At 40.9% G+C, this 24157-nt stretch carries 26 protein-coding genes, 1 other RNA gene, 1 pseudogene and 1 riboswitch; of the genes and pseudogenes, 10 read left to right on the top strand and 18 right to left on the bottom strand.

Annotated elements, in window-relative coordinates; genetic code table 11:
* Positions 1-34 precede the first annotated feature (34 nt).
* The 5 genes from rnpB to NFR51_RS01130 form a co-directional block, all read right to left on the bottom strand.
* Positions 35-398, bottom strand: an RNA gene (rnpB, locus tag NFR51_RS01150) — RNase P RNA component class B.
* A gap of 35 nt (positions 399-433) precedes the next feature.
* Complete coding sequence (gpsB, locus tag NFR51_RS01145; protein WP_251711941.1) at positions 434-823, bottom strand: cell division regulator GpsB; 390 nt, start codon at positions 821-823, stop codon at positions 434-436.
* A 112-nt stretch (positions 824-935) separates the two neighbouring features.
* Complete coding sequence (holA, locus tag NFR51_RS01140; RefSeq protein WP_251711940.1) at positions 936-1937, bottom strand: DNA polymerase III subunit delta; 1002 nt, start codon at positions 1935-1937, stop codon at positions 936-938.
* Complete coding sequence (locus NFR51_RS01135) at positions 1934-4258, bottom strand: DNA translocase FtsK (protein WP_251711939.1); 2325 nt, start codon at positions 4256-4258, stop codon at positions 1934-1936. The genes holA and NFR51_RS01135 overlap by 4 nt, the downstream gene beginning before the upstream one ends.
* Before the next feature lie 352 nt (positions 4259-4610).
* A complete protein-coding gene (locus tag NFR51_RS01130) occupies positions 4611-5036 on the bottom strand; it encodes a universal stress protein (protein WP_251711938.1) in 426 nt (141 codons plus the stop codon).
* A 208-nt stretch (positions 5037-5244) separates the two neighbouring features.
* Here NFR51_RS01130 and NFR51_RS01125 point away from each other — a divergent pair, with 208 nt between their 5' ends.
* On the top strand, positions 5245-6030 hold the full coding sequence (locus NFR51_RS01125; protein WP_251711937.1) for a Cof-type HAD-IIB family hydrolase: 786 nt from the start codon (positions 5245-5247) through the stop codon (positions 6028-6030).
* Between the two features lie 47 nt (positions 6031-6077).
* On the opposite strand, the gene NFR51_RS01120 is transcribed toward NFR51_RS01125, so the two are convergent.
* The 3 genes from NFR51_RS01120 to NFR51_RS01110 form a co-directional block, all read right to left on the bottom strand.
* On the bottom strand, positions 6078-6587 hold the full coding sequence (locus NFR51_RS01120) for a QueT transporter family protein (protein WP_251711936.1): 510 nt from the start codon (positions 6585-6587) through the stop codon (positions 6078-6080).
* A riboswitch (PreQ1 riboswitch) is annotated at positions 6586-6689 on the bottom strand. (Overlaps the previous gene by 2 nt.)
* A 401-nt stretch (positions 6690-7090) precedes the next feature.
* Positions 7091-7810, bottom strand: a complete 720-nt coding sequence (locus NFR51_RS01115) for a 3-oxoacyl-ACP reductase (RefSeq protein ID WP_251711935.1) — start codon at positions 7808-7810, stop codon at positions 7091-7093.
* Positions 7803-8042, bottom strand: a complete 240-nt coding sequence (locus NFR51_RS01110; RefSeq protein ID WP_004258747.1) for a DUF2829 domain-containing protein — start codon at positions 8040-8042, stop codon at positions 7803-7805. The genes NFR51_RS01115 and NFR51_RS01110 overlap by 8 nt, the downstream gene beginning before the upstream one ends.
* Positions 8043-8164: 122 nt before the next feature.
* On the opposite strand from NFR51_RS01110, the gene NFR51_RS01105 reads away from it, so the two are divergent.
* Positions 8165-9010 carry an SDR family NAD(P)-dependent oxidoreductase gene (locus tag NFR51_RS01105; protein ID WP_251711934.1) on the top strand — a complete coding sequence of 282 codons (846 nt, stop codon included), beginning with the start codon at positions 8165-8167 and terminating at the stop codon, positions 9008-9010.
* Between the two features lie 164 nt (positions 9011-9174).
* Here the strand turns inward: NFR51_RS01105 and NFR51_RS01100 are convergent, their stop codons facing one another.
* The 5 genes from NFR51_RS01100 to metG all read right to left on the bottom strand — a co-directional run bounded on the left by NFR51_RS01100 (position 9175) and on the right by metG (position 13830).
* Complete coding sequence (locus tag NFR51_RS01100; protein ID WP_251711933.1) at positions 9175-9384, bottom strand: hypothetical protein; 210 nt, start codon at positions 9382-9384, stop codon at positions 9175-9177.
* An 83-nt stretch (positions 9385-9467) separates the two neighbouring features.
* On the bottom strand, positions 9468-9728 hold the full coding sequence (locus NFR51_RS01095) for a hypothetical protein (protein WP_251711932.1): 261 nt from the start codon (positions 9726-9728) through the stop codon (positions 9468-9470).
* A 207-nt stretch (positions 9729-9935) separates the two neighbouring features.
* The gene (locus NFR51_RS01090) at positions 9936-11195 is read right to left on the bottom strand and encodes a Tle-like phospholipase domain-containing protein (RefSeq protein WP_251711931.1); all 1260 of its coding nucleotides are present in this window, start codon (positions 11193-11195) and stop codon (positions 9936-9938) included.
* A complete protein-coding gene (locus tag NFR51_RS01085; protein WP_251711930.1) occupies positions 11192-11572 on the bottom strand; it encodes a hypothetical protein in 381 nt (126 codons plus the stop codon). Before NFR51_RS01085 ends, NFR51_RS01090 begins: the two co-directional genes overlap by 4 nt.
* A gap of 269 nt (positions 11573-11841) precedes the next feature.
* Positions 11842-13830, bottom strand: coding sequence for a methionine--tRNA ligase (gene metG, locus NFR51_RS01080; RefSeq protein WP_251711929.1), 1989 nt, complete (start codon positions 13828-13830; stop codon positions 11842-11844).
* A gap of 228 nt (positions 13831-14058) precedes the next feature.
* On the opposite strand from metG, the gene NFR51_RS01075 reads away from it, so the two are divergent.
* Positions 14059-14919, top strand: coding sequence for an exodeoxyribonuclease III (locus NFR51_RS01075; protein ID WP_251711928.1), 861 nt, complete (start codon positions 14059-14061; stop codon positions 14917-14919).
* Between the two features lie 28 nt (positions 14920-14947).
* Here NFR51_RS01075 and NFR51_RS01070 read toward each other — a convergent pair whose 3' ends face one another.
* On the bottom strand, positions 14948-15298 hold the full coding sequence (locus NFR51_RS01070) for an arsenate reductase family protein (RefSeq protein WP_251711927.1): 351 nt from the start codon (positions 15296-15298) through the stop codon (positions 14948-14950).
* Between the two features lie 140 nt (positions 15299-15438).
* Here NFR51_RS01070 and NFR51_RS01065 point away from each other — a divergent pair, with 140 nt between their 5' ends.
* Complete coding sequence (locus tag NFR51_RS01065) at positions 15439-15678, top strand: GlsB/YeaQ/YmgE family stress response membrane protein (protein ID WP_251711926.1); 240 nt, start codon at positions 15439-15441, stop codon at positions 15676-15678.
* A gap of 48 nt (positions 15679-15726) precedes the next feature.
* On the opposite strand, the gene NFR51_RS01060 is transcribed toward NFR51_RS01065, so the two are convergent.
* From NFR51_RS01060 to accD, 3 genes are all read right to left on the bottom strand, one after another.
* On the bottom strand, positions 15727-17346 hold the full coding sequence (locus NFR51_RS01060; protein WP_251711925.1) for a hypothetical protein: 1620 nt from the start codon (positions 17344-17346) through the stop codon (positions 15727-15729).
* 238 nt (positions 17347-17584) lie between these two features.
* Positions 17585-18340, bottom strand: a complete 756-nt coding sequence (gene accA, locus NFR51_RS01055) for an acetyl-CoA carboxylase carboxyl transferase subunit alpha (RefSeq protein ID WP_251711924.1) — start codon at positions 18338-18340, stop codon at positions 17585-17587.
* A complete protein-coding gene (gene accD / locus NFR51_RS01050; protein WP_251711923.1) occupies positions 18333-19199 on the bottom strand; it encodes an acetyl-CoA carboxylase, carboxyltransferase subunit beta in 867 nt (288 codons plus the stop codon). The genes accA and accD overlap by 8 nt, the downstream gene beginning before the upstream one ends.
* A gap of 299 nt (positions 19200-19498) precedes the next feature.
* Here accD and NFR51_RS01045 point away from each other — a divergent pair, with 299 nt between their 5' ends.
* From NFR51_RS01045 to NFR51_RS01020, 6 genes are all read left to right on the top strand, one after another.
* Positions 19499-20434 carry a glycosyltransferase family 2 protein gene (locus tag NFR51_RS01045; RefSeq protein WP_251711922.1) on the top strand — a complete coding sequence of 312 codons (936 nt, stop codon included), beginning with the start codon at positions 19499-19501 and terminating at the stop codon, positions 20432-20434.
* A 281-nt stretch (positions 20435-20715) separates the two neighbouring features.
* Complete coding sequence (locus NFR51_RS01040; RefSeq protein WP_202231601.1) at positions 20716-21006, top strand: WXG100 family type VII secretion target; 291 nt, start codon at positions 20716-20718, stop codon at positions 21004-21006.
* 51 nt (positions 21007-21057) lie between these two features.
* The gene (locus NFR51_RS01035) at positions 21058-21447 is read left to right on the top strand and encodes a hypothetical protein (protein ID WP_202231602.1); all 390 of its coding nucleotides are present in this window, start codon (positions 21058-21060) and stop codon (positions 21445-21447) included.
* The gene (locus NFR51_RS01030) at positions 21444-22691 is read left to right on the top strand and encodes an alpha/beta hydrolase family protein (RefSeq protein ID WP_251711921.1); all 1248 of its coding nucleotides are present in this window, start codon (positions 21444-21446) and stop codon (positions 22689-22691) included. Before NFR51_RS01035 ends, NFR51_RS01030 begins: the two co-directional genes overlap by 4 nt.
* An 11-nt stretch (positions 22692-22702) precedes the next feature.
* Positions 22703-23020, top strand: a complete 318-nt coding sequence (locus tag NFR51_RS01025) for a hypothetical protein (protein WP_251423990.1) — start codon at positions 22703-22705, stop codon at positions 23018-23020.
* A gap of 9 nt (positions 23021-23029) precedes the next feature.
* Positions 23030-23290 (top strand): hypothetical protein, encoded by a 261-nt coding sequence (locus tag NFR51_RS01020; protein WP_202231605.1) that lies wholly within the window; start codon positions 23030-23032, stop codon positions 23288-23290.
* A 129-nt stretch (positions 23291-23419) separates the two neighbouring features.
* Here the strand turns inward: NFR51_RS01020 and NFR51_RS01015 are convergent.
* Positions 23420-24157 (bottom strand): annotated as a pseudogene (locus tag NFR51_RS01015) (hypothetical protein); the annotation flags it as partial.

Below are 24157 nucleotides of genomic sequence, written 5' to 3'. Positions count from 1 at the left end.
AAAAGCTGGGACTAGCCCAGCGTGTCATACAGTTTTCTATAAGCCATGTTTTGTTCAGGTCTTTCGACCCTCGATAACCATCTGTCTGGAGAAGCAATACTTCTCCCTCGACCACGCCTTCAGTTCGGCTAGTCAAGTGCCCCGACCATAAGTTTGGGTTGCTCGCTTGAGGGGTTTACCACGTTCCAACCTTACCGTTTCCAGCAAGTCTCGTCTCTTTGGCACTTTTACAGAATACTCATGCATATCAAAGACTTAGCACTTTCCTCAGCCGTTAGGCATGACACTCCTACCTTGGTTTATTGTTTCACCAAGCACAAACACTACGGGCATCGCAGCCCGTGCGAGCATGGACTTTCCTCATGATACACATTCGTACCACGCAGTTATCCAAAAACTGTTTTTTCTTTTTCATTAAAACATGAAGCCAGTTTTAAGCTTCTTCATTTGAAGCACTTCCCGGACCAAAAACGGCTTGTTCCAAACGATTGATACGTTTAAGCAATTCGAAATTACTTGGCTGGCTAATCTCTGTTCGGGGTTTACTCAAACGGTTTGAAACCACGCGACTCATGTTGTCCAAACGTTGCGTTTCTTCCAGATTCGCCTGATTAGGACGGCTTGCTTGAGATTCTAGTTCAACGATTTTTTTCTTCAAAAATTCGTTTTCTTCTTGCAGACGTAATATTTCTGCTTGAAAAGCTTCGTAATCTTGAATGACGTCATCGAGGAGCTCGTCAACTTCTTCTTTATCGTAACCTCGCATTTTTGTTCCAAAGTCAGCTTCATAGATATCTTTAGGTGTAAATTTAAATGTTGCCATATCGTCCTCTTTTATCATTTCATATCAAAGTTTTATCACTTTTTATCATAGCAGATTTTTTCCCATTTTTCAAGTCAGTTTATCAGTGAAAACAATAGTCTTAAATGGCTTACTATAAGTCTTTCAAAGCTAACTTAATCAAGGCTAAATCGAACAAATAATTTGCATCCACACCTGAACTCTTTATTTTATAATCAAGCGCAATGAGAGATAATAACGCCCTAGACAAATAGTCTTCCTGCATCTTTCTTACCTGTTGATTTGCCAATTTGATACGATAGGGATGAATTTTGAGAAAAGAAGTTTGCTTTGCTTCATTCCAGCCTTTGCTTTGCATCACTTTGACCTGATAATACAGTCGAAAAGAGTTGGTTAAAATAACCAATATTTTGATAAGTTCCTCGCCTTGCAAGATTAAATCGTGAACAAGTTCACGCGCCTCAGCCACCTTTCCTTTCAAGATTAAATCTGTCAGTAGGAAGATATTGTCTTGGAGTGACTTAGGAACAACCTTTTCAACATCCTCGACTGTCACTTCTCTTTCTCCAACATAGGTTTTTAGTAAGGAAAGATTTTGTTTAATCACTGGAAAAGAAAAATTAGACTTTTCAAATACCCTTTGGAGAACGGCGCTGGAAAAACCTGTCCCTGCAAAAACTCTGGCTAAATCCTGTGGCTTAAGTTCTTGAGCTTCCAAAAGTGTCGCTTGGGTCTTGAGCTTCTTCGTCAGCTTCAAACGGCTATCCAACTTGCCATGTAAAATAAGAATAAGCTGTGTCGTCTCCACAGGATGATTCAAAAAATCTTCGAAGCGAGAAAGCTGTTTATCATCAAAAACCGATTTTTTAGCTGTTGTCAAATTAGACAAATTTTCTAAAATAACTAACTTTTGCTCCACGAAGAAAGGGAGACTTTCCAGCTCTTCCAAAGCTAAGTTTGCATTAGCTGGAGTCAGGTCAAAATAAGCTTGACCCAAGTCTGCATTGTCAAATTGTACAAACTCTAAGAGACGGTTTTTCAGTTCTTGAACAAGCTCCTCTTCCTCACCATAGAGCACCAATATTTGAGGAAGACCTGCTCTCTTTATTTTTTCTAGTTCATCAAAAGCATTCATTCTTCATCAAGCTCCTGTCCATCGAGAAACTCTCCGTCTTGTGTAACGAGAACTTTACGCGGTGTTGTTCCTTTAGCTGGGCCCACAATACCGGCTGCCTCTAGTTCATTCATTAGGTCTGATGCACGGTTGAAACCAACCTTAAGTGCACGTTGCAGTTGAGCAGTCGATGCTTTTTGAGCAGAAATGACAAGATTTCGTGCTTCATCAAAAAGAGGGTCAGCTGAACTTGTTGTAGAGGAAGAAGCTTTACTTCCCTCTTCCTCGACTTCCCCTGGATCAAAGCTTTCATCGTAGTCTGCTTGAGATTGATTTTTGATAAAGCTGACCACTGCTTCAACATCGTCATCCGATAAGAAAGCTCCTTGTAGACGAACAGGATGATTTTCATCAATAGGCTTGAAAAGCATATCCCCACGTCCTAAAAGTTTCTCAGCCCCATTCGTATCAATAATAGTGCGAGAGTCAGTACCGCTTGACACTGCAAAAGCAACCCGTGAAGGAACATTTGCCTTGATCAGCCCCGAAATAACATCAACAGAAGGGCGCTGTGTAGCCAGAATCATATGTATTCCTGCTGCACGGGCCTTTTGTCCCAAGCGGATAATCGCATCTTCAACTTCTTTACTGGCAACCATCATCAAGTCCGATAGCTCGTCGACAATGACAACGATTAAAGGAAGGGTCTGATACTTTTCTGTGGATTGTGCATTATGCTTCTCTATCTTTTCATTGTAGCCGGCGATATTACGTACCCCTGCTTGGCTGAACAGTTCATAACGGTTTTCCATCTCATCTACCACTTTTTGGAGAGCGCGTGCTGCTTTACGCGGATGGGTAACCACTGGGATAAGAAGATGAGGAATGTCATTATAAACCGAAAGTTCGACCATTTTGGGATCAACCATAAGGAATTTCACCTCACTTGGCAAAGCTTTCATCAAAATAGAGGTAATAATACCATTGACCGCAACGGACTTCCCTGAGCCAGTGGAACCTGCCACAAGTAAATGCGGCATCCGTGTTAAGTCAAAGGTCCGAATACTGCCATCCAAAGCTTTTCCTAGAGGAAGCTCCAGCAAACTGTTTGTTTTGGGCTTAGCATTTTCCCAAAGTTCGCGGAAACCAACAGTCGCAACTTCGCTGTTGGGAATCTCGATACCAATGAGAGACTTCCCTGGTATGGGCGCTTCGATACGCACATCTTTTGCTGCTAAAGCTAAGGCCAAGTCATCCGAAAGGTTCACAACACGAGAAACCTTAACCCCTGTCGCTAACTTAATCTCATACTTCGTAACTGATGGTCCTACAACTGCCGACTCAACTGTTGCTGAGATTTTGAACGACTCTAGAGTACGTTCTAATATCTGGATATTTCTTCGAACATTTTCTCGTTCACTCGTTTGATTTTTAGTTGGAATTTCCTCCAATAAATCAATCATTGGAAGCTGATAAAAGCCCTCATCATCTGATCGTTCAAAGCTTATCGGTTCTTGATCTACTTTTTCTTGTTCTTCTATGGTTGGACTTGAAGTATCTGGAGTATCTGGAATCGCTATTGGAATCTCCGCTGCACTGGAAACTGAACTGGGCTCCGCAGACAGAACACCTTCATTTTCTTCCAAATCTTTCAAGTTCTTCTCTGCTTCTTTTTGCGCACGTGATTCTTCTTTCAGCAGCGCCTTTGCCCGTTTTGACTCAGCCCTTTTGGCCAAACTTTCACGGGTTGCACGTACATTTTCATGAATAAAGAGTCGCAAACGAGCGAGTAAAGCTGGAACCATGAGATAAATTGCAATGAGCCATAAAGTTCCCACAATAATATAAACGCCAACCACTGAAAAGAGAGATTTGGAAGGTGCAAAAAATAAGTCTCCTAAAAATCCCCCACCCAAAAACTCAGTCACTTGACCCTTTTTCAAATCTGTTGTCGCTAAAGATAGGACTTCTTTGCCGGGATAGAGCGCATCAAATCTTGCTTGAAAAACCAAGAGAAGACCAAAGAAAGAAAGAATCATCCCTGGTAAAAAACGCTTGTTTTCACGAAAGAAATCCTTTTTAAAAACCATCATAAACATGACAAACAAAACCAGTAGCAAGAAGACAACTGCTAAAGACCCGACTGCGATGCGTGTGATGTTATATAAAAACACACCAAAAAGACCCAAACGCGCCAAGGCAAACACAATGAGGAGAAAGCTGCCAAAAAAAGCCGCCATTTTTTTATTTGCCGTCCAAAATTTCTGTGTTGATTTTTTTGCTGCTGTTTTTTTGGCTGTTGAGCGTTTTGATTTACTTTTTGTTTTTCTTTTTGCTGGCATAATATTTCTCTGTTCTAAAACTTAGTGATACTGTCTATTGTAACATTTTAGGCGGAAAACTTTCAATGCTGGATTTTTGGGTTAAAGTCAAATATCAACCCTTAATGCGTGATGAAAATTGTTCAGCATTAGCAGAGTTTGAACCAGTCTCTTATAAGTTTTAAAAATACCACAGGAGCGTCCAACCTCAGATTTTTCCTCTCCTTGTCGTGTTTTACAGTCAGCTAAGAAAATTCAGAATGAGAATAATCACACAAAACAAAAACGCCCAACTGGAGCATTCCATGCACCGGTCAAGCGTCTTTTTCCTTTGAGACTTTGCCCTCAGCCTTCTTCAGGTTTAGGCTTTCACTCATTTTACTACCATAACATTACATGGTGCATGATTCACGACATAGCTTGCTGTTGAGCCAACTAATACACGGTCAATCGCACCTTTACCCGTTGAACCTAGGACAATAAGATCAACAGCATTTGCCTCTGCAAAATCAACGATTTCTTTCTTCGGAGAACCGCTTACTTGGAAAGTCTTATACTCCACTTTATCACCGATAATCTTACCTGCCTCATCCAAAATCTCTGCCGACTGTCTCTCAGCCTCTTCTAGAACAGTAGGCATAATATAGGCACTGCCATAGAGCTGTGCTACATCTTTCACATGCACAACAAGTAAGGAAGCTTGATTTTTTTTAGAAATCTCAACAGCTTCTTGAATAGCTTGGTTGGATTGTTCAGACCCATCTACTGCGACTAAAACATTTTTATAATTTTCTCTCATTGTAAGCGTCTCCTTTTCTTTTTTCATTATAAGATATTTTCATATAGAAGTCCAATAAGAACTTTAAATTTTTTCTTTTTTATCACTTTTTTCTCATCAAACGTGGCTTATGAGCTGACCTTGCGGGGGAATCTGGGAAACTCGTTTATCTGACCTAGGTCAGAAAAGTTTATCACCAAACTAATATCTATTGTGATATAATATGCCTATGGAAAATATAAACGCTTACAAGTCTTTGGCCTTTTTTGACCTCGATGGAACTTTGCTTAATGCGCAAAGTCAATTAGACAAAGAGGTAGTTGATGCCATTCATGAAATACGTAAAAATGGTGTGCTCCCCTTTATCGCGACAGGGCGTGGTCATTTTGAACTTGACAAAATTATGGAGGAAACAGGAATTACTGGCGCCGTTGCTCTAAACGGTCAGTACATCGTTTTAGACGGCAAGACGATATATAAAGATCCTATTTCAATCACAAACATTGAAAAATTGCATGCCTTGGCTCTTGAACAAGATGAGGCACTCGCTTTTTATGGCAAAGACGGCTATTGGGTGGACCGCTATACACCTTTTGTGCATGCAGCATATGCTTACACACACATGCCCCTTCCCAAAATTAATCCCGAGGGCTATAAATCTGAGGAAGTCAACATGCTCCTACTCCTCACAGACAAACTTTCTCAAGTTGATTATTATAAAGCAGAGATTCCTGAGCTTAATTTCTTTATGAATGCACCTACTTCGATTGATGTTACCAATATCTCGACAAATAAAGGAACTGGGATTACTCATGTTAAGGAAGTCCTTAACTTTACAGGAAATACCTACGCTTTTGGAGATGGGCGCAATGACCTCCATCTTCTTGAAGCTGCTGACTACGGAACTGCTATGGGAAATGCTGTGCCTGAACTGAAAGAGATTGCCGATTTTGTGAGCAGTAAAAATACCGAAGGTGGTATTATCAATGCGTTTAAACATTGGAATTTCATCTAAACTTAAAAACAGAGAGAACTAGAAGTCTCTCTGTTTTTATCTATTTTTCACCGTGTTAAATCAATGCGTTTGCTCAGCTTATCCATAAGAATTGCCCCTATAAATAAACTCATAAACTCTCCCAGAGCTAAAGTGAACCATGTCCAGAAGAAAGGCAAATCAAAGAGGAAATATAACTCTAGAGCAATGGTAAACATACTTAGAGAAAAGAAAATAGCGAAATAAAGGAAGGCTTTATTTAGCTGTCCTCTAAAGAAGTACTGTTTCATATAGCGTTCAAAAAGCAGGACACCCAGTGTCAAGAAAACTAAAGTAGATAAACCACCAACAAGGACATCAATCCAGGTAAAGCTAAGGAAGTTTGAAATCATACACCCAATAGTTACAGCAAGAATATATTTCTTATTAAAGAAAGCTGTGAAATTAAGCATTTCTGATATCCTAAACTGTACAGGACCATAAGAAATAGCATTGAGAGGTGGTGTCATTGTAAGAACAACATAAAGTGCAGCGACAATGGCAATCGTAACCATGTCATAAACAATAGATTTTTTCAATTTTTTCTCCTTTAGCGGCTAAAATCCGCCTGTAATATGCTCAGGCAAAGGTTAAAAGTCCTGAGGGTTGCTGAACTTTCGCAACTTTTATATTATAACAGTTTTAGCTTGTAATGAAAAGCCGTACTTTCCTTTGAGTCATGACAAACTCCTGAACATAACTTTTTCTAAAAATTGAGCTTTTCGACATGATTGAACTAGCTTTTAGGATAAAATAATACAAGGTCATTCGGTGCATTCTCACAATTTTTCCGTGCATTTACAATAAGCTGTTAGGATACATGAGAGCAAAATTCAAGCAGGTATCCGGCTAGTCTTTTGACTAGTGAAAAAGTATATGTTTAGGTTGAGTCACTCTTTATTCACAGCTCTGGCCCCAGTGAAAGTAGCATGTCCAAAAGAAAGCTGCAAACAAAAAATTGCAGGTCTTAGCCAAAGTAAAAAAAGCCCGACCTTTTGAGAGACGTCGTAAGCTTTTCTGTTAAATTTTTTCCACGGTCTCCTTACCTTATCGTCCAACCCCCATCGATGGGAACGACTGCACCTGTCAAGTAAGAACTTTCTGGACTGGCTAAAAAAAGGGTCAAATCTGCGACTTCCTCAGATTTTGCCCAGCGTTTTGCTGGAGTTTCTTCTGCCACCCATTTCGCCATTTCGCCATTATTTTCAGTAAAATCTTTGGCATTCATCGGTGTATCAATGGCTCCTGGGGCTATCCCTGCAACTTGGATACCATGCTGTGCTTCATCCAAAGCCAGTTGCTTTGTAAAACCAACAATAGCATGCTTACTTGCGGTATACGCAATGCCTCCACCGCCTGCAACTAAACCGGCAACGGATGCCATATTGATAATCACACCGGACTTTTGTTGTTTCATTTGAGGTAAAAAGGCAGACGCCATGAGAAACATACTGTCAAGATTTGTTGCCAAAATTTTTTTCCAAAGCGAAAAATCCGTATCTTCCATCGTCCGATAGTCGTCGAGCTGGCCTGCTGTATTAAGCAGAATATCAATTTTTCCTACTTGCGCGGTCAGTTGTGCCACCTTTTCAGGGCAGGAAACATCACAGACGATAGTTTTGAAGTTCGCTGTGATTTCCTGTAAGTCGACACCGATAACTTCTGCCCCTGCTTGCAAAAAAGCGTGTGCTTGTGCTTGACCGATACCGCTGGCAGCCCCTGTCACCAAGACCTTTTTTCCTTTAAATTTTTGTTCAGTCATTGACTAAAATCCAATCCGTTGCTAATACATCACAAGGCGTAGGCGCCCACATACTGAAACCTTCTCCTTCTCCTGTTACATTAATGAGAAAGTACGGTGTAACCTGTAGCTTTTCGCCATTATCAAGCGTGATACTGTCATAAAGGGCAACATAATTTTCTGCACCTCCCCAACCCGTGCGTACTATTTTTTTACCAGCTTTAAGTTCTGGAAGAATTTCCTCAAATGTCATACTTTAGTTCCCTTTCTTTTTATACTCATGTTATGAATGCTTTAATTTTAACATTTGCCATTTGTTTTGTCATTTTTTGGTCCTATCTTGACAATAGATGGTGTTTTAACTAGAATGAAGCTATGAAAAATACAGAAAATCGCGAAAAAATCGTTATTATTACTGGTGCTTCAAATGGTATGGGATATGAAGCCGCAAAAACCTTTGCCCAGCGGGGCTGGCGGGTTTATGCAGGGGCACGTCGTGTTGAAAAGATTCCAACTGACGAAGGCATTATTGCATTCAAGTTAGATGTGACTGATAGCAAGAGCAATCATGCCTTCATCCAACACGTTATTGATCAAGCAGGGCGAATTGATGTCCTGATTAATAATGCCGGTTATGGCGAATACGGTCCAGCTGAAGAAATTCCGATGGAAAATGTCCGTAAGCAATTTGAAACGAATTTCTTCGGCGCTGTGGAATTGACACAGTTGGTTCTACCCATCATGCGTCAACAAGCTTTTGGACGAATCGTTAATATTTCTAGTATCGGTGGTGATGTGTACATGCCGCTCGGCGCCTTTTATCATGCCACGAAAGCTGCACTGCAACAATGGTCTGACGTCCTTGACACGGAAGTTAAAGCTTTTGGTATTCGTTCTATAGTGGTGCAACCCGGTGGAACTGCTTCCAACTGGAGTTCTATCGCCATGGAAAATGCTGAAAAGAATCTTCATCCAAACAGTCCTTATCAACCATTAGTACAAACTGTGCGTGCAGCACTTAGTGGTAACTTTGGCAGTTCTGCTACTTCTGCGGATTTGGCCCAAGTTTTCTATAAAGCAGCCACAGCTCAAAAACCAAAATCACGCTATTATAATACTTTCACAGATCGCTTGATGGTACATACGGCGCGTGCCCATCCGAAAGTTTACATCAAGTTCTTCAACGCAGTGCTGAAACAAATGGGAAAACGTAAAAAATAAAGATAAGGTCTGGGAGAAAGTCCAAAACAGTTAAAAATCGCTCACTTTCGGCAAGGAAGAATGCCAAAGATGAGCGATTTTACTTTTACGATTTTTTAGGATGAAACCAGTTGAATTTTGCCTTTTGTCCTAGTCTTCACGATGATAAACAAACAGCCCCAAAATTAGAGGCTGTTTTCTTGTTGCACCAGAGTTAAACCCAGAAACCAGCGATAGACATTATGAATCTGAATTTCTTCAAGACACTGCAAAGGAGATAATTTTATGAGCAAAGCAGAGCCCAAACTGGGACATCCTGTTTCAGAAGCGCAAAGGGCAGTGAACAAATCATAGAAAGCATGGTAATGACGTGAAATTCTTAGTTTTTTGAACATGTCCTTATAGCTCTGGTGAAGAAAAAAAGACAAAGTCTCAAGACCTTGTCTACAACTTAAGAGCTGACATTTTCCTCAGCGTTTTAAATGTTCTCCAACGTTTGTTTTTGTTTTTCAAACGTTTCTGTTAACTTGTTAGCAAAATTACCCTTGATAGATTTTTTCAAGGCAGCTGAATTCTTAGAAAGTGACTGTTTCGCTTGTTCAGCCTCCAACTCAGCATTTTTTTGAACTTTTAGGCGCTGTTCACTACCATTCACTAAACTGTCCCAACCTTTCGAACAAATTTTTATTTTTTGTATTTCTTTTTGCGCATTTTTTATAATTTCATCAATAGTATCCATGTTTAATCCTTTATATTGAGATTTATATAGTTTTGATTGAAGTTATGTTCTGCTTTTGACCGTCTCTTTTTGCTTCTTGGAATTTTCCACTACTTCTTTCGACAATTGATTAAGATGATAACGAGAGAACTGAGAAGCTTCTGAAACATTTCCTTTACTTTTTGGAGTATTTGTTTGAAAGTTCTCCTGTAAGCAAAATATTTTCTTTCACCCCTTCAACTCTTGTGCCAGTTCTGCATCACGAGCCACTATTTCTGAAATTTTAGCTTTAATTTCACGCTCAAGACTTGTAAAATGCTCACTCATTTCTCGGATTTTATCAATTTTCATCTGATACTGTTGCCGAGGTACACCCACAATATTATATTCGGTAAAACCTACACTTTCAAGAGCTTCATGGACTTCCCATTTTTCCAATTGAGTCCCCATTTGTATAGCTTCATCTCGTGTCTTTTTCCAAAGTTCTTCCGCCTTTTTAATCCCCTCTTGATAATTTTTAATAACGTTCAACATGGCTAGATTAAATTCTGCACCAGCTGTCGAAATAATAGCAAGAGCTTCTGCGGCATCTAAATAGATTTTTTCTCCAGAAGATAAGCCTCCTCCACTCGCAGTAAATCGGACCTTTAAATCTTCCAAGGCCTTCATTTGAGATTTGAAACTTTTTTGGATAAGTTCAATACCGTCACTCAATATCCCTTTATCTGTAATTGTCCATATCCTACCTTCATTGTCCTTCAAGGACCCATCTTCACCAAAGTGATAAGACTCAAGAAAATGTCCGGAGAGTAAGGTCCCATCTCCAAAATCTCCCACATAAATCGCTGTACCATAATCTGAAGCATGTGTCCATGAGGAAACTTGGTCCCCTTTATGCATGAAGTTCAAAACAAATTTTTTCCCCTTGCCATTTATCCATGCTTTTTCTTCTTCTGTTAATTGCTTGCCTACGCCTGCGGTTGAAAAGGTAACTGCGGGGATATGGTTGGTTGCCGCTACCTTTTGAGCCAAAGCACCACCTAAAGAATGACCTGTAACAGCTTCAATATTACTGGCACCATATTTTTTCGCCATCTCCTTGTAAAACTGCTGAGCACTGCTGAACTGAGATTCCAGTGTGCCGTCTTTTTCAAACCCCAAAACAACATTTGAGAGATCCGCACTTAAATCATTCAAATGCCAATCTGTCGCATTTGTCCCTGCAAAGGCAATAATCACATGATTGTAATCGGGTTCTCCATTCACAATCGGCGCAACAGCCATGCCTTGAAAGCCATTTTTTTCGTAGCCTTGACTGTTGTGTTTGTCGTTTGTATCCACAGTATTTAAAATTTGGTATTGTTGACTTGATTTATCACTAGGATCTTCATAAAATTTATCCCCGCTCCTTAAAGCATTGGAACTTTTTACTTTATCTGTATCATAAACCTTTGAATCAATAACAGAATACTGCTTGGGTGTTGTCATTCCAACACTTCCTCCTTCCCATTGCTATATGTAACTTTAATTGGTGTATTTGTCGGAACATTTTTATCCGGTCCAGGTAATGCTTCTCCACCCCCTATACCTTCTTTAACCAAGATTTCTTTATATGTTTTACCATCAATGAGAACAGTAACACCAACTGACCAAATACCAGCACCCGAGTAGCTTCCTGCTTCATTGAACTTAATTTCCTCAATTCCCGGTTGTATCTCCTTAAAAGCAAGAGCCGCAGTTCTTTGATTCGCTATATTTTCATTTTCTTTATTGCTCATGTACACTTTTCCTCCGATAGCTAAGATTAAAACAAGCATTAAAACTGATAAAAGACTAAACATTAATCCTTTTTTGTTCTTTTTCATCTCTTTTTATCCCTAAAAATATTACTCATTCTCTATCTAATGTTATGACACCACTCCATTAAAATCATTTTCGATAATCGCTTTTAGCCAGCACAAGAAGCCTTCCCCCAACCTCTCAGTCAAAATTTGACGAAAAACAAGATAATCATCGACAGTAATTCCTTAAGGTTAATAAAGGCGGTAACTTTTTGAGTGCTTTGCTCTAGCATAAAAACTGTACGAATATAATTTGCAATCTTTTGAAAATCTCAAAAACTTCTGGTTTTTTATTATCCAATCAATGATCCGGCTGGTACATCCGCAGGTGCTTCGAGCACGCGCAACTTACCATCAAATTCAGCAGAGAGAATCATCCCTTGGCTGACATATTTTTTCATCATTTTACGTGGTTTCAGATTAGCTACAATTTGGAGTTTTTTACCGACAAATTCTTGTTCATTGGGATAAAATTCCGCAATTCCGGACAAGATTTGACGGGGTTCTTCGTCACCCGCATCAAGTTTAAAGCGGAGCAGACGATCAGAGCCTTCCACGCGGCTGACTTCCAGTACTTCTGCAACCTTTAGTTCAATCTTTTCAAAGTCATTAAACTTGATTTCTGGGAGTGTCAGATTAAGTTTTACATCCTCAGGAATCCATTCCTTTTCAGGGTGTTTTCCACCTGCCATCTGTAACTTGATGTAGTCTACTTCTTCTTCCTTATCCAAACGCGGGAAGACAGGCTCACCTTTTTCCACAACCTTATGCGTAAATTCGTAACCAAAAGCTAAATCTTCTAATGAAAATTCCTCTTCTGTTAAACCGAGTTGTGCAAAAATTTTCTTGCTTGTCGCACGCATGAAAGGCTGCAAGAGCGCAGCGACAACACGCAGATTTTCTGCTAAATGATAAAGCACATCATTCAGTTTATCCTTGTCCTCTTCTGATTTAGCAAGAATCCAAGGGGCTGTTTCATCAATGTATTTATTTGTACGTGAGATAAGAGCCCAAACTTCACTTAAAGCGACATTGAACTCAAACTTATCCATAGCTGTATGGTATTTTTCCAAGGTTTCAGCAAGGACGGTTTCCAAAGCAGCATCAAATTCTGTTGTTGCATCATTTTTGACCAGAACGCCACCATTGTATTTGTTGACCATGGCTACCGTACGATTAAGCAAGTTCCCGAGGTCATTTGCCAAATCATAGTTGATACGGTCAATAAAGTCTTCTGGTGAGAAGACACCGTCAGAACCAAAAGGCAGTGCGCGCATGAGGTAATAACGTACAGGGTCTAAACCATAGCGATTCACCAACATATCAGGATAAACGACATTTCCTTTAGATTTCGACATCTTCCCGTCTTTCATGACTAACCAGCCATGACCGAAGACTTGTTTAGGTGGTTGCATACCCAAAGCGTGGAGCATGATTGGCCAATAGATGGTATGGAAACGTACGATTTCTTTGCCGACCATGTTCACACCCGGCCAGAATTTATCCAGTTTGCTGGTATCCTCTGAACCATACCCTAAAGCAGTCACATAGTTAAGCAATGCATCAAGCCAAACATAGACCACATGTTTTGGATTTGACTTCACTGGAATGCCCCAAGTAAAGGTCGTACGGCTCACGGCCAAGTCTTCCAAGCCCGGTTTAATGAAATTGTTTACCATCTCATTTTTACGAATCTCAGGTTGGATAAAGTCTGGATGTGACTCATAGTAATCCAAAAGCCAGTCCGCATACTTGCTCATACGGAAGAAATAAGATTCTTCTTCGACCCATTCTACTTCATGACCTGACGGCGCTTTACCTCCGATGACTTTACCGTCTGCATCACGATAAACTTCTTCCAACTGTGCCTCTGTAAAGAATTCTTCATCAGAAACGGAATACCAACCTGCATATTTATCCAAGTAGATATCGTCTTGTGCCAAAAGTTGCTCAAAAGCTTTTTGAACGGCTTCCTCATGATAGTTGTCTGTTGTACGGATAAATTTGTCATAAGAAATATCCAACATTTTCCACAGTTCTTTAACATCTTCGGCCATGGGATCCAAATATTCTTTTGGTGTCATTCCTAGCTCTTCGGCCTTGCGTTGAATTTTCATGCCGTGTTCATCAAGACCCGTCAGATAAAAGGTATCAAAGCCCATCAAACGTTTATAACGTGCAAGAACGTCACAAGCAATCGTTGTATAGCTCGAACCGAGATGCAATTTACCTGATGGATAATAAATCGGTGTTGTGATGTAAAAGTTTTTGTTTTCAGTCATTTTTTTCTCCTAATTCGTGGCCTAATGAAAGCCACTTGATTAGTATTTTTTCAATTGTACATTGAAAAAAGCCTTGATTTTATTATAGCATATCCTTTTCAAGGAATTCTTATTCTAAATAATATTAAGAGCTTTTCTCTCTATCTATTTCCTATCCCGTTTTCCTTTGAGATTATTGGACAATAAGGTATGTTATAATTAACCTAATAAAGCTAAAAGGATTTGATTATGACTTATAAATTTATCTCATGGAACATTGACTCGCTGAACGCAGCCTTGACTGGAACAAGTGAACGTGCGGCTCTGTCAATGGCTGTAGTTGAACAGCTTGCCACTTCTGAAGCGGATGTCATCGCTATTCAAGAAACCAAGCTCAACGGTGACCTCAAAAAAACAAACAAGATACTTGAAGTTTTAGGCAGCCATTTCCCAGACTATGAAATTGTCCACCGCATCAGTACACCTCCGGCGCGTAAAGGTTACTCAGGGACGATGTTCCTGTATAAAAAAAGTTTACCTGAGCCAATCATTACCATGCCCGAAATTGGCGCGCCAGAACCAATGGATAGCGAAGGGCGTATCATCACCTTAGAGTTCCCTGAGTTTTTCGTGACGACAGTCTACACACCAAATGCCGGTGAGGGTCTTAATCGCTTGGATTTGCGTGGACAATGGGACGATCAATATCGCGCCTACTTGCAAATGCTTGACCTTCAAAAACCCGTCTTTGCATGCGGCGACTTTAACGCTGCTTACACTGAGATAGACCTTGCAAACCCTAAAGGAAACCGTAATTCTGCTGGTTTTACAGATCAAGAACGTGAAAAATTCGGTCTCCTGTTAGCTGCTGGTTTTACAGATAGCTTCCGCAAAATTCATGGCAATGTGGAAAGCTATTACGCACCGGGACGGAGTATTTACACTTGGTTTGCCCAACGCTCTCGCACAGCAAAAATCAATAACTCAGGCTGGAGAATTGATTATTGGCTTGTTTCTGACCGTTTGGCCGACAAAATCACACGAGCAGAACCATTAGATTCAGGAGCGCGGCAGGATCATGTGCCCATCGTTTTAGAAATTAATATTTAAAAAAGCACGTATCCGTGCTTTTTTATTCTTATTGAGCCAGCTCTTGATAAGCCTCTTCCTTGAAGCCAATCAAGACAATGTTGCCCTCTTTAACAATCAGAGGGCGTTTAACCAACATCCCATTTGAGGCTAAGAGTTCTGCTGCTTCATGTTCTGTCAAGTCTGCTAACTTATCTTTTAAGCCCATCTCACGATAAACCAAACCGCTTGTGTTGAAAAATTTTTTAACAGGAACATCTGCAAACCATTTTTCAAATTGCTCAGCTTTTGGTGGATTCAGCTTAATATCAATAGCATTATAGTCAATTCCTAAGCGATCTAAAGTTGCTTTTGCCTTGCGACAAGTCGAGCATTTTGGATATTCATAAAAGTCGTACATTTTTATCCTCCTTACTCTTTATTTTAACAAAACGGAGCTAAAGAGAACAGACTTATCTTTTCGGAAAGCAAAAATTTTAAACAAAATAAAATTTATGTTAAAATAAGATAAGAATATTTATTTAAAAAGGAGATTATTTTATGATTTGGTCACTTATCGTTGGGGCGCTGATTGGTATGGCTGCCGGAGCAATTACATCAAAAGGCTCAAAAATGGGCTGTATCGCAAATATTGTCGCAGGTCTTCTCGGTTCATTTGTCGGACAAATGCTCTTAGGAAGCTGGGGACCACATCTGGCAGGGATGGCTTTGATTCCTTCCATCGTTGGTGCGATCATCGTTGTCCTTGTTGCTTCTGCTTTGTTTGGTAAGAAAGATTAATTTTACATAAAAACGTTCATTTTATCGGATGAACGTTTTTCTTTTGTTTTATTGGTTGATGATGAGGGCGGGACGAATACCTCCATTCATTCCTGTTTCGAGATGACCATTTAATCTACCTATCCGAGTTGTGTGATCTACATACCAAGCTCTACCTGAATCCTGTCCAAGAGTCCGTGTCCACCACCAATGACCACTACTGAGTCCACGTTCTTCATGGTTAGGAAAACCAAGACCTGGACCTGATAGACGGGTCACATCAGCTAAGGAAAGAGAAAATGCCCGCGGACTACCACTTGGGTCAACTTGAGTCACGTCAGCCGCTACCTCTGGAAAGTCATGAAGATTCTCAGGGCGCCACTGAATTCCTGACCAAGTAATATTAAAATGGCTAACGTTTCCTGTCACAAAGCTGTCTGCTACAGGCTGCACCATTGCTTGAACTTCTGAGTTAAGACCATTATACCAGTTAGTCAAGTGTTGTTCTTGTTCATGAAATGGTGCAGTTGTAATTGCTCTATTTTCAATAATCAAGTGATTGCCACTCCCCATGTTCTCAAGATATCTGTATGGTCGCCCAGCCATAGTAAAGATGGTCCCCGGTGCCATGATGCTAAAGTTAATTTGGTCAGGTTGGACGTTGTCATCTGGTCCCGGGTTCCCCCAGTTGTTATCGATAGAACCGTTCTGTACAGCTGTCAGGAAGTCTGACAAGTCATCATGATGCGTATAGTCTGGATCTGCAGCCAAGAAGTCATTGATACGGTCAGGACTGATCAGTTGCCCATCCACATGGATACCGTAATAATATTCGCCCGGGATGTTGTCTGCCGCTGCGGTCATCTGAGCCGCATCCAAGAGGTAAGAAGTGGTCTCTCCTGCTTGGAGTTGGTTCGCCCAGTAGGCCCAGCCTGTTTGGTGGTCAATCACCCAGAAGTTCCCAACTTTCAGGTTATTAGGGAGGGCTGCCCACTGGCTGATTGTCATTGGGGCACGTTCTTGTTGCAGGTTTTGAGCCGCATCATGAGTGACTTCTTCGCCCGGCCAAACTGGACCGCTGTTGTCAAAGCTGTCGCCAGAGGACCAGTAGGCATCTGTACCGTCTCCGGGATGCGTGGCGCCATCTGTGACACCGTCTGTGGCTGTACTTGTGAGCCAGTCACGGGCATGTCCTGCAGAGGCGGTCATCAGGTCTGAATTGTCCCGGTTGAAGGTGGGCATGAACCATGGGGCATCTTGGCCTGAGCGGCTCCAACCAAAGGTCAGGTTAGAGTAGGTGTTGAAGGCAGCTGAGTCGCCTACACGGGTGTTGAGGTTGGTCTCTGAGGGACGCATGACCGTCCAAGTGTTCACTTGGTCACGGATGGTGCCGTTCACTATAGGGGTGAAGTCTGTATCTCCTGTGGCGCGTTTCTCCATGAACTCGGAGAGGCGGATACGGGCCATGAGGGGCACATTGCCATAGTTCTCCACGAAGACGTCCTTGTTTTCGGTGTCTCGGTTGTAGTAGTCGTGGACACGGCCGCCGGGGATGTTTTCTCGGAGCCGGTCATTGATGGCCCGCTGGTTGAAGGCTTGGAAGGCGAAGGTGCCGCCTACCAAGAGCAATAAGAGGGACAGGAGCGCGAGGTTGCGCAGCCGCCGCTGGTTTTTCTTTTCTGGTGTCATAAACTCCTCCTTTGACGTAACCTGTACTTTTAGATTTTTATTACATATACATTTCTAATGTTACGTTTACTTTCTGAATCTATAGTATAAAAAAAAAAAAGGTCAAATGAAATGAGTGTTTGATGAGAAAAAACAGACACAACTGTTTCAGCGCTCCACCATCCGTAAATTGAAAAAGCTCAAGCGCTTGCCGAAAAGAACACGCTTAAGCTTTTGGTATAAATTTTATCGTCTTAATTTAATATTTTCTGAAACGTTGATAGCGACTTTCTTGCAGCTCTTCTTCTGATAGCTGTGCCAAGTTATGAAGTTCTTTCTGAATGATTTGCTTCAAGTTTTCCATGAGATTTTCTTCGGGGATAATCCCCTCGATAATGCCCATCTTAAGCTGATCCTCAGCCCTAATCTTCATCAGTTCTCCCGCTTCATCACGCCGTGAACCGTCTTTCCAGAGAATGGTCGCAAAACCTTCTGGAGAAAGGACAGAGTACATGGCATTTTCTAACATGTAAACCTTGTTGGCAACAGCTAAAGCTAAGGCACCACCAGATCCCCCTTCACCAGTGATGAACGTCAGCACAGGAACTTTTAAGTCAGACATTTCATAGAGGTTGCGCGCAATAGCTTCACCCTGTCCACGCTCTTCTGCTTCAATACCAGGATAGGCACCAGCAGTATTGACGAAAGTAATAATTGGACGTTTAAACTTTTCAGCTTGCTTCATCAGACGTAAGGCTTTTCGATAACCATTTGGACTGGGTTGGCCAAAGTTCGTCGCTAAGTTTTCTTCAAGATTTTTGCCTTTTTGAATGCCGATGACAGTAATCGCTTGACCTTGAAAAGAAGCAATTCCTCCAACAATAGCCTCATCATCTGTAAACTGTCGGTCCCCATGAAGTTCAAAAAAATCTGTGAAAATTTCCGCGATAATATCACGTACCGATACACGATCATTGGCACGCGCTTTGTTAATAATCTCTGCAATTTCAGACATTTTTCACACCTCCATGAAGTTTCAACAGTAAGGCCAGATTTTCACGCATCTCTTGACGTTTGACAATAGCATCTACAAAACCATGCTTTAGAAGAAACTCTGCCTTTTGGAAATCATCTGGCAAGGTCTGACGTACAGTTTGCTCAATAACCCGTCGTCCCGCAAAGCCAATCAATGACTGCGGTTCTGCCAAGATAATATCTCCCAACATGGCAAAAGAAGCCGTCACTCCACCAGTAGTTGGATCTGTTAAAACAGTGATATAGAGCAATCCAGCAGTAGAATGTTTCTTGACAGCTGCAGATATCTTCGCCATCTGCATAAGGGACATAATTCCTTCTTGCATCCGCGCCCCACCAGAAGCTGTAAAAATAAGAACTGGAAGCTTTTCAGCTGTCGCCATTTCGAAAAGACGTGTTATTTTTTCGCCAACAACGGTCCCCATAGAGGCCATGATGAAGGTCGAATCCATGATGGCTAGAGCAACCTTCTGCCCTTTAATCCTCGCCGTTCCTGTCATAACAGCCTCATCTAGACCTGTCTCTTCCTTAATCGCCGCTAACTTTTCTACATAGTTGGGAAAGTCCAATGGATTTTTACTTTCGATCCCTGTAAACCTTTCTTCAAACGAATCCGTATCCACTAAAAGTTTCAGACGCTCGGGAGCTGTAATCCGGAAGTTATAGCCACAATGTGGGCAAATCTTGCTGTCACCAAGATCCTGACAATAAATACTGTGTTTACAGGCAGGACATTTGGCAAAAAGTTCATCTGGAACTTCAGGTTTAGTTCTTTCTTTCTGATCAGTCGAACGATTGGGATTAATCTTGATATATTTTTTCTTTTGAAAGAGAGCCAATTATTTCTCCTTTTTATCGAGGTTCAAAAGAGCCTGATATAAACTTTTTTAGCAGATATTTATCTGTTTTCACATCATTTTTATTTTAATTATCTAATTATACACACAAAACTAAAATTCGTCAAGAAGGAGCTAACTGTCCAAAAAGTGAGTGTTATAGAAAATAAATACAGGTTGGCTTAGAATTTATAAAACTCGGCCAGACTGTAAAAATCAAACTGTGATATTGTGATATAATATTAAAAGTTTAACTCTTTTCATCTGTACATGAGGATGTGAAAATGAGAAAGGAGCAAGTCATGGAAAAGCAAACACTATCAATCATTGTCCCTGCCTACAATGAAGAGGAAACCCTTGCGCTCTTTGTCGATGAGGTCAATGTTCAAACTTTAGATTTACCCCTAGACAAAACTTTTTATTTTATTAACGATGGTTCTTCCGATCAGACACTTGATGTGATTAAGTCACTCAGCAAAAAATATTCCAACATTAAATATATAAGCTTTTCCAGAAACTTTGGTAAAGAAGCCGCACTTTTGGCTGGGTTACGTGCAGCCAGAGGTGACTATGTAACGGTTATGGATGCTGACTTGCAAGATCCTCCCCACATGCTCAATGAAATGTATGCCAAGATTTTGGAGGGCTATGATATTGTTGGAACACGGCGCATTTCACGCAAGGACGAACCCTTTATTCGCTCTCTCTTTGCAAAAACTTTTTATAAGATAATCAATAAAATATCAAGTACCCAGATGGTTGACGGGGCGCGAGATTACCGTCTTATGACCCGTCAGGTAGTTGATAGTGTTTTGGAACTTCCCGAGCACAATCGCTTTTCCAAAGGCTTGTTCTCTTGGGTAGGTTATGATGTGACATACTTAGAGTACAAGAATGTAGAGCGTGTCGCGGGAAAAACCTCTTGGAGCTTTTGGGGGCTGCTCCACTACTCCATTGACGGTATCATTAATTTTTCGGATGCTCCTCTGAGTTTGGCTACATTTATTGGGTTTATTAGCTTTCTAATTTCTGTTTTAATGAGCCTTTTTTATACCTTGAAAACTCTCTTCTGGGGTGAAGCTGTTCAGGGTTTTCCTACACTCATTATCCTTATCCTGATGCTTGGTGGTTTACAGCTTCTCTCTCTAGGTATCATTGGAAAGTACTTGTCCAAGGTCTTTCTCGAGACGAAACAACGTCCAAACTACTTTATCAAGGAAGACAATATCGAAGAATAATATAATGCAACAGTTAATAAATAAGGTCTAATTTAAAAGGCCTTATTTTTTTGCGCTTCACTGAGAAAACTCACTGCTCTACTGCTGAACTCTCCAGCTTTGTGACTCTCTTTACTCCTTGTGCTCACCGCTAATATTTTTTGACATTTTTAGAAGATGTTGATAAAATAATATTGTGAGAAAATAATGTTGTTTTCTCACTTTTGCTTGGCGTGTTTTCTTATAAAGTAAGGTAATAATTTTTTATTACATATATTATATTATTTTAAAGGAGAATAAAAATGGCAACAATTAGCGTTACACCCGAAGAACTAAAGCAACAAGCTCAAGTTTATATCCAATCTAAGGAAGAAATCGAACAAGCGATTCAACGTGTAAATTCAATGAACAGCACAATCGCGGAAGAGTGGAAAGGTCAAGCTTTCCAAGCTTACTTGGAGCAATACAACCAACTCTATCAAAATGTTCAAAAGTTTGAAGAATTGCTAGAAAGCATCAACCAACAACTCAACAAATATGCAGATACAGTTGCAGAACGTGATGCACAAGATGCGCAAAGTTTTGGGTTCTAAATCAAAGAAATTTGTAGTCTGAAAAGACTACTTTTTTAAAGGAAATAAAGCATGTCGAAACAGACAAAGAGAATAGCAGTTGGAATAACGGCTGTGCTTGTTATTTTGGGACTTGCTATTGGAGGAAAAATGTTTATGGACAAAAAAGCACATAATCAAAATTTAGAGTACCAAAGACAGGCTGCCTTGGCTTTGAAAAAAGAAGAGCCACGTGCAACAAAAGTTGTCTTTAAAGGTGAAGGCTCATCTGACGGTATCGGATTGCCTTGGTCTATAGATGCTGATGTTACAGTAAATGGTCAAGTTTTTGTTATGGGCTTGGAAAGAAATAGGATAGGAATTGTTTTTGGCGATAAATATGAGCCAAGTAAAAATACTGATGTCTCTGACAGTCCTCTAGAAGTAATTTACGGAAACGGAGAGCGCGAGATTATAAAATGACACCGGAAGATTATAAAAACTTAGCGAGCGAAGCTTATCGTGTTGACAGAAATGTAAAAGATAAGCAAGTTCTCCATGAGGGGGACGTTTTTACTGTCAATGGTAAAAAGTGGGAAGTTTTAAAGTCTGAAGATAGTACAGAAAACGGGTTTCAAGCAATGGCTGTGGCTCCTAAAATAGAGGGAGAAACTGATACCAGCCAAGTTGTAATTGCCTATGCTGGGACAAATCCTTCCGACTGGAAAGACCTGGCCGTAGATGGGCTCAATGTCATGGGTTCTGTAGGCGGTTTTCAGCTGGATTCCGCCAATCGTTTTGCCAATGAAGTAGCTAAAGCTTACCCGTATTCTGATATTTCAACAACAGGTCACTCGCTCGGTGCTTTTCTTGCTCTAGCACAAGGTGCAGAGCATCACTGGCAGTCGGTAACTTTTAATGGTCCAGACCCTTATAGTGTCTTGTCGCCGCAAGCTAAAGTGTGGGTAAAACAAAATCCTGGGATGCTAACAAACTTCCTCAATCAAATGGATTTAGTCGGCTATGGTGGAGATATCATTGCTCGCTTTAAAAATGGAAAGCTACTGTGGAGTGTTTTAGGTCAGAAGATAGACACAACAGGTTCAGAAGTTGTGCTTAATTATGGTTTTCTAGGGCTCAATCCCCTTAATTACCATGATCTTAATCTATGGAAGTTTGATGAAAAAGGAAATATCTTGGATGGAAAAGGAAAAAGTCATGGCATCCCACAACAAGCCGTTCTGAACTCCAAAATGACTCAGCTTTCCCATTCCTTTAAGGTGCAGATGGAAGCCTTAGAAGTTTTAAAGAAAACTTTAACAGCAAGTGCGGGTGGCTTATCCTCTGGTGAAAAAATATATCTGGACTCTGCTCAAGCTCTGGCCGTTGTTTCCACAGCTGGCGCAGAATTTCAGCTGGCGATGACCAATGTTATGCAGGTCTATCAAGAGGGGATCAAAAAGGCAGAAAACCTTTGGATGAAAACCTTATCAGATGCAGTAGCTGTAGGAAGCCAACTTGAGAAGTGGGAAGTCTATGCAGCCCTCGAAAGTGTTGGTTTTACAGAAAACAATATCGTGGGAATCCCGACACAACTCTATCAACATAAAATGGATCAAGTCAAACAGATGAGCGACAAATTCAAGCAGCTTGAGCGTGAAATCAAGGAGAAAATTTCAGAACTGCTTGCACGAGATGCCGAATTGGCACAAGAATTGAAAGGCTAAGGAAAAGAGTTTTGCTTACAGAAGAAGAATTAAGACGGGATTATAACTACAAAAGAGCACAGCTGGAAGAACAGGCAGAGGAGATAAGACGGGGAGAACAGACCTTTAATCAGCTGATGGAAGAGGCATCAAAGGATATCTCTCAGATGCTTCGAGAGGCAGAGGGGGATGCTTCGGAAGCCTCTCAGTTTTCACGCTATCGCCTCCATCAACTTTCAGAAGAATACGGTGAAAAATTCCAAGCTGAGAAAAGAAAAATTCAACAGCAGTTGGAAGAAGCTGAACACGAATTTAATAGACAATATCGTCAATTGAAGGAAGGAGATTGATGCTTAAGTATGAATGGTGTAGATGAACTTATTAAGAAAGCTCAGAAAGAGTTTCAGAAAATAAGAATTCAAATAAAAGGGCTGATTGCTGTAGATAAAAGCAGACAACAACGAACTCAGTTGGAGAAAACGTCAAAGCATGAAGTAGCTACAGCAAAACAAGCGCTTTCCAAGAATTCATCTGCTCTAAAAGGGGCCATCAAAGGCAATTTTGCGCATAAGCTAACGGAGGTTTTTGAGGAGCAAAAACGGACATTAGATAGCATTTAACCTAAATAAGAAACCTGTTCTCCATAAGGAGAATAAGGGAAGCTCTTAAAATAAATATAAAAAATCACTCAATGAGGCATGTAAAGCGCCGTGTTGGGTGATTTTTTTGTTCTGGTCCCTATTTTTACTTTATTGGTGAACGATGAGGGCGGGACGAGCACCACCGGCAGCTGCGGCAACTCTTGGTCCCATAGAAATTACACCATTTGACGGATCATTAGGTTGACCTCCAAGTATACGCAGACTATGGTCTAAGCTCGTGCTGGGCGTTCGAAGCCACCAGAAACCATGATTTGGGCCACCTTCTATGCGTCCTACGTGATTAGGAAAGGCACGACCTGTACCGGATAAACGTGTCACATCTGCTAAAGATAGTGCAAAGGCACGTGGACTACCACTTGAATCAACTTGACTTATATCAGTCTCAACTTCGGGAAAATCGTGCAAGTTATTAGGTATCCAGCGTTCTCCTGGTCCGTCAAAGGTAAGGGAACTCCAGTCAACTTCTCCTGTCACAAAATGATCTGCTACAGGCTGAACCATTGCTTGAACTGTTGGATCAAGGGAAGTGTACCAATTATTAATTCGGTCTACTTGATTATTGAAACTTGCACCAAACACGCCATTCCGAATAATCAAATGGTTCCCCCCACCTTGATTCTCCAAATAACGGTACTGCTCCCCAGCCATGGTAAAGATGGTCCCCGGTGCCATGATACTAAAGTTGATTTGGTCGGGTTGGACATTGTCATTTGGTCCCGGGTTCCCCCAGTTGTTATCGATAGAACCATTCTGTACGGCTGTCAGGAAGTCTGACAAGTCATCATGATGCGTATAGTCTGGATCTGCAGCCAAGAAGTCATTGAT

This window comes from Lactococcus ileimucosae (assembly GCF_943193185.1).
In the GTDB taxonomy this organism is placed as follows: Bacteria; Bacillota; Bacilli; order Lactobacillales; family Streptococcaceae; genus Lactococcus; species Lactococcus ileimucosae.
Note: the sequence above shows the minus strand (reverse complement) of the source record. Positions and strands in the feature narration are given on the sequence as shown.

Excerpts from the sequence above, each read along its gene's own strand:
- NFR51_RS01070 (WP_251711927.1), bottom strand. The coding sequence starts at position 15,298 with ATGTACGACTTTTATGAATATCCAAAATGCTCGACTTGTCGCAAGGCA.
- NFR51_RS01100 (WP_251711933.1), bottom strand. The coding sequence starts at position 9,384 with ATGTTCAAAAAACTAAGAATTTCACGTCATTACCATGCTTTCTATGAT.
- NFR51_RS01085 (WP_251711930.1), bottom strand. The coding sequence starts at position 11,572 with ATGAAAAAGAACAAAAAAGGATTAATGTTTAGTCTTTTATCAGTTTTA.
- holA (WP_251711940.1), bottom strand. The coding sequence starts at position 1,937 with ATGAATGCTTTTGATGAACTAGAAAAAATAAAGAGAGCAGGTCTTCCT.
- NFR51_RS01125 (WP_251711937.1), top strand. The coding sequence starts at position 5,245 with ATGGAAAATATAAACGCTTACAAGTCTTTGGCCTTTTTTGACCTCGAT.
- NFR51_RS01030 (WP_251711921.1), top strand. The coding sequence starts at position 21,444 with ATGACACCGGAAGATTATAAAAACTTAGCGAGCGAAGCTTATCGTGTT.
- accA (WP_251711924.1), bottom strand. The coding sequence starts at position 18,340 with ATGTCTGAAATTGCAGAGATTATTAACAAAGCGCGTGCCAATGATCGT.
- NFR51_RS01075 (WP_251711928.1), top strand. The coding sequence starts at position 14,059 with ATGACTTATAAATTTATCTCATGGAACATTGACTCGCTGAACGCAGCC.
- NFR51_RS01035 (WP_202231602.1), top strand. The coding sequence starts at position 21,058 with ATGTCGAAACAGACAAAGAGAATAGCAGTTGGAATAACGGCTGTGCTT.
- NFR51_RS01130 (WP_251711938.1), bottom strand. The coding sequence starts at position 5,036 with ATGAGAGAAAATTATAAAAATGTTTTAGTCGCAGTAGATGGGTCTGAA.
- NFR51_RS01040 (WP_202231601.1), top strand. The coding sequence starts at position 20,716 with ATGGCAACAATTAGCGTTACACCCGAAGAACTAAAGCAACAAGCTCAA.
- NFR51_RS01060 (WP_251711925.1), bottom strand. The coding sequence starts at position 17,346 with ATGACACCAGAAAAGAAAAACCAGCGGCGGCTGCGCAACCTCGCGCTC.
- metG (WP_251711929.1), bottom strand. The coding sequence starts at position 13,830 with ATGACTGAAAACAAAAACTTTTACATCACAACACCGATTTATTATCCA.
- NFR51_RS01135 (WP_251711939.1), bottom strand. The coding sequence starts at position 4,258 with ATGCCAGCAAAAAGAAAAACAAAAAGTAAATCAAAACGCTCAACAGCC.
- gpsB (WP_251711941.1), bottom strand. The coding sequence starts at position 823 with ATGGCAACATTTAAATTTACACCTAAAGATATCTATGAAGCTGACTTT.
- NFR51_RS01115 (WP_251711935.1), bottom strand. The coding sequence starts at position 7,810 with ATGACTGAACAAAAATTTAAAGGAAAAAAGGTCTTGGTGACAGGGGCT.
- NFR51_RS01065 (WP_251711926.1), top strand. The coding sequence starts at position 15,439 with ATGATTTGGTCACTTATCGTTGGGGCGCTGATTGGTATGGCTGCCGGA.
- NFR51_RS01045 (WP_251711922.1), top strand. The coding sequence starts at position 19,499 with ATGGAAAAGCAAACACTATCAATCATTGTCCCTGCCTACAATGAAGAG.
- NFR51_RS01020 (WP_202231605.1), top strand. The coding sequence starts at position 23,030 with ATGAATGGTGTAGATGAACTTATTAAGAAAGCTCAGAAAGAGTTTCAG.
- NFR51_RS01105 (WP_251711934.1), top strand. The coding sequence starts at position 8,165 with ATGAAAAATACAGAAAATCGCGAAAAAATCGTTATTATTACTGGTGCT.
- NFR51_RS01095 (WP_251711932.1), bottom strand. The coding sequence starts at position 9,728 with ATGGATACTATTGATGAAATTATAAAAAATGCGCAAAAAGAAATACAA.
- NFR51_RS01110 (WP_004258747.1), bottom strand. The coding sequence starts at position 8,042 with ATGACATTTGAGGAAATTCTTCCAGAACTTAAAGCTGGTAAAAAAATA.
- NFR51_RS01090 (WP_251711931.1), bottom strand. The coding sequence starts at position 11,195 with ATGACAACACCCAAGCAGTATTCTGTTATTGATTCAAAGGTTTATGAT.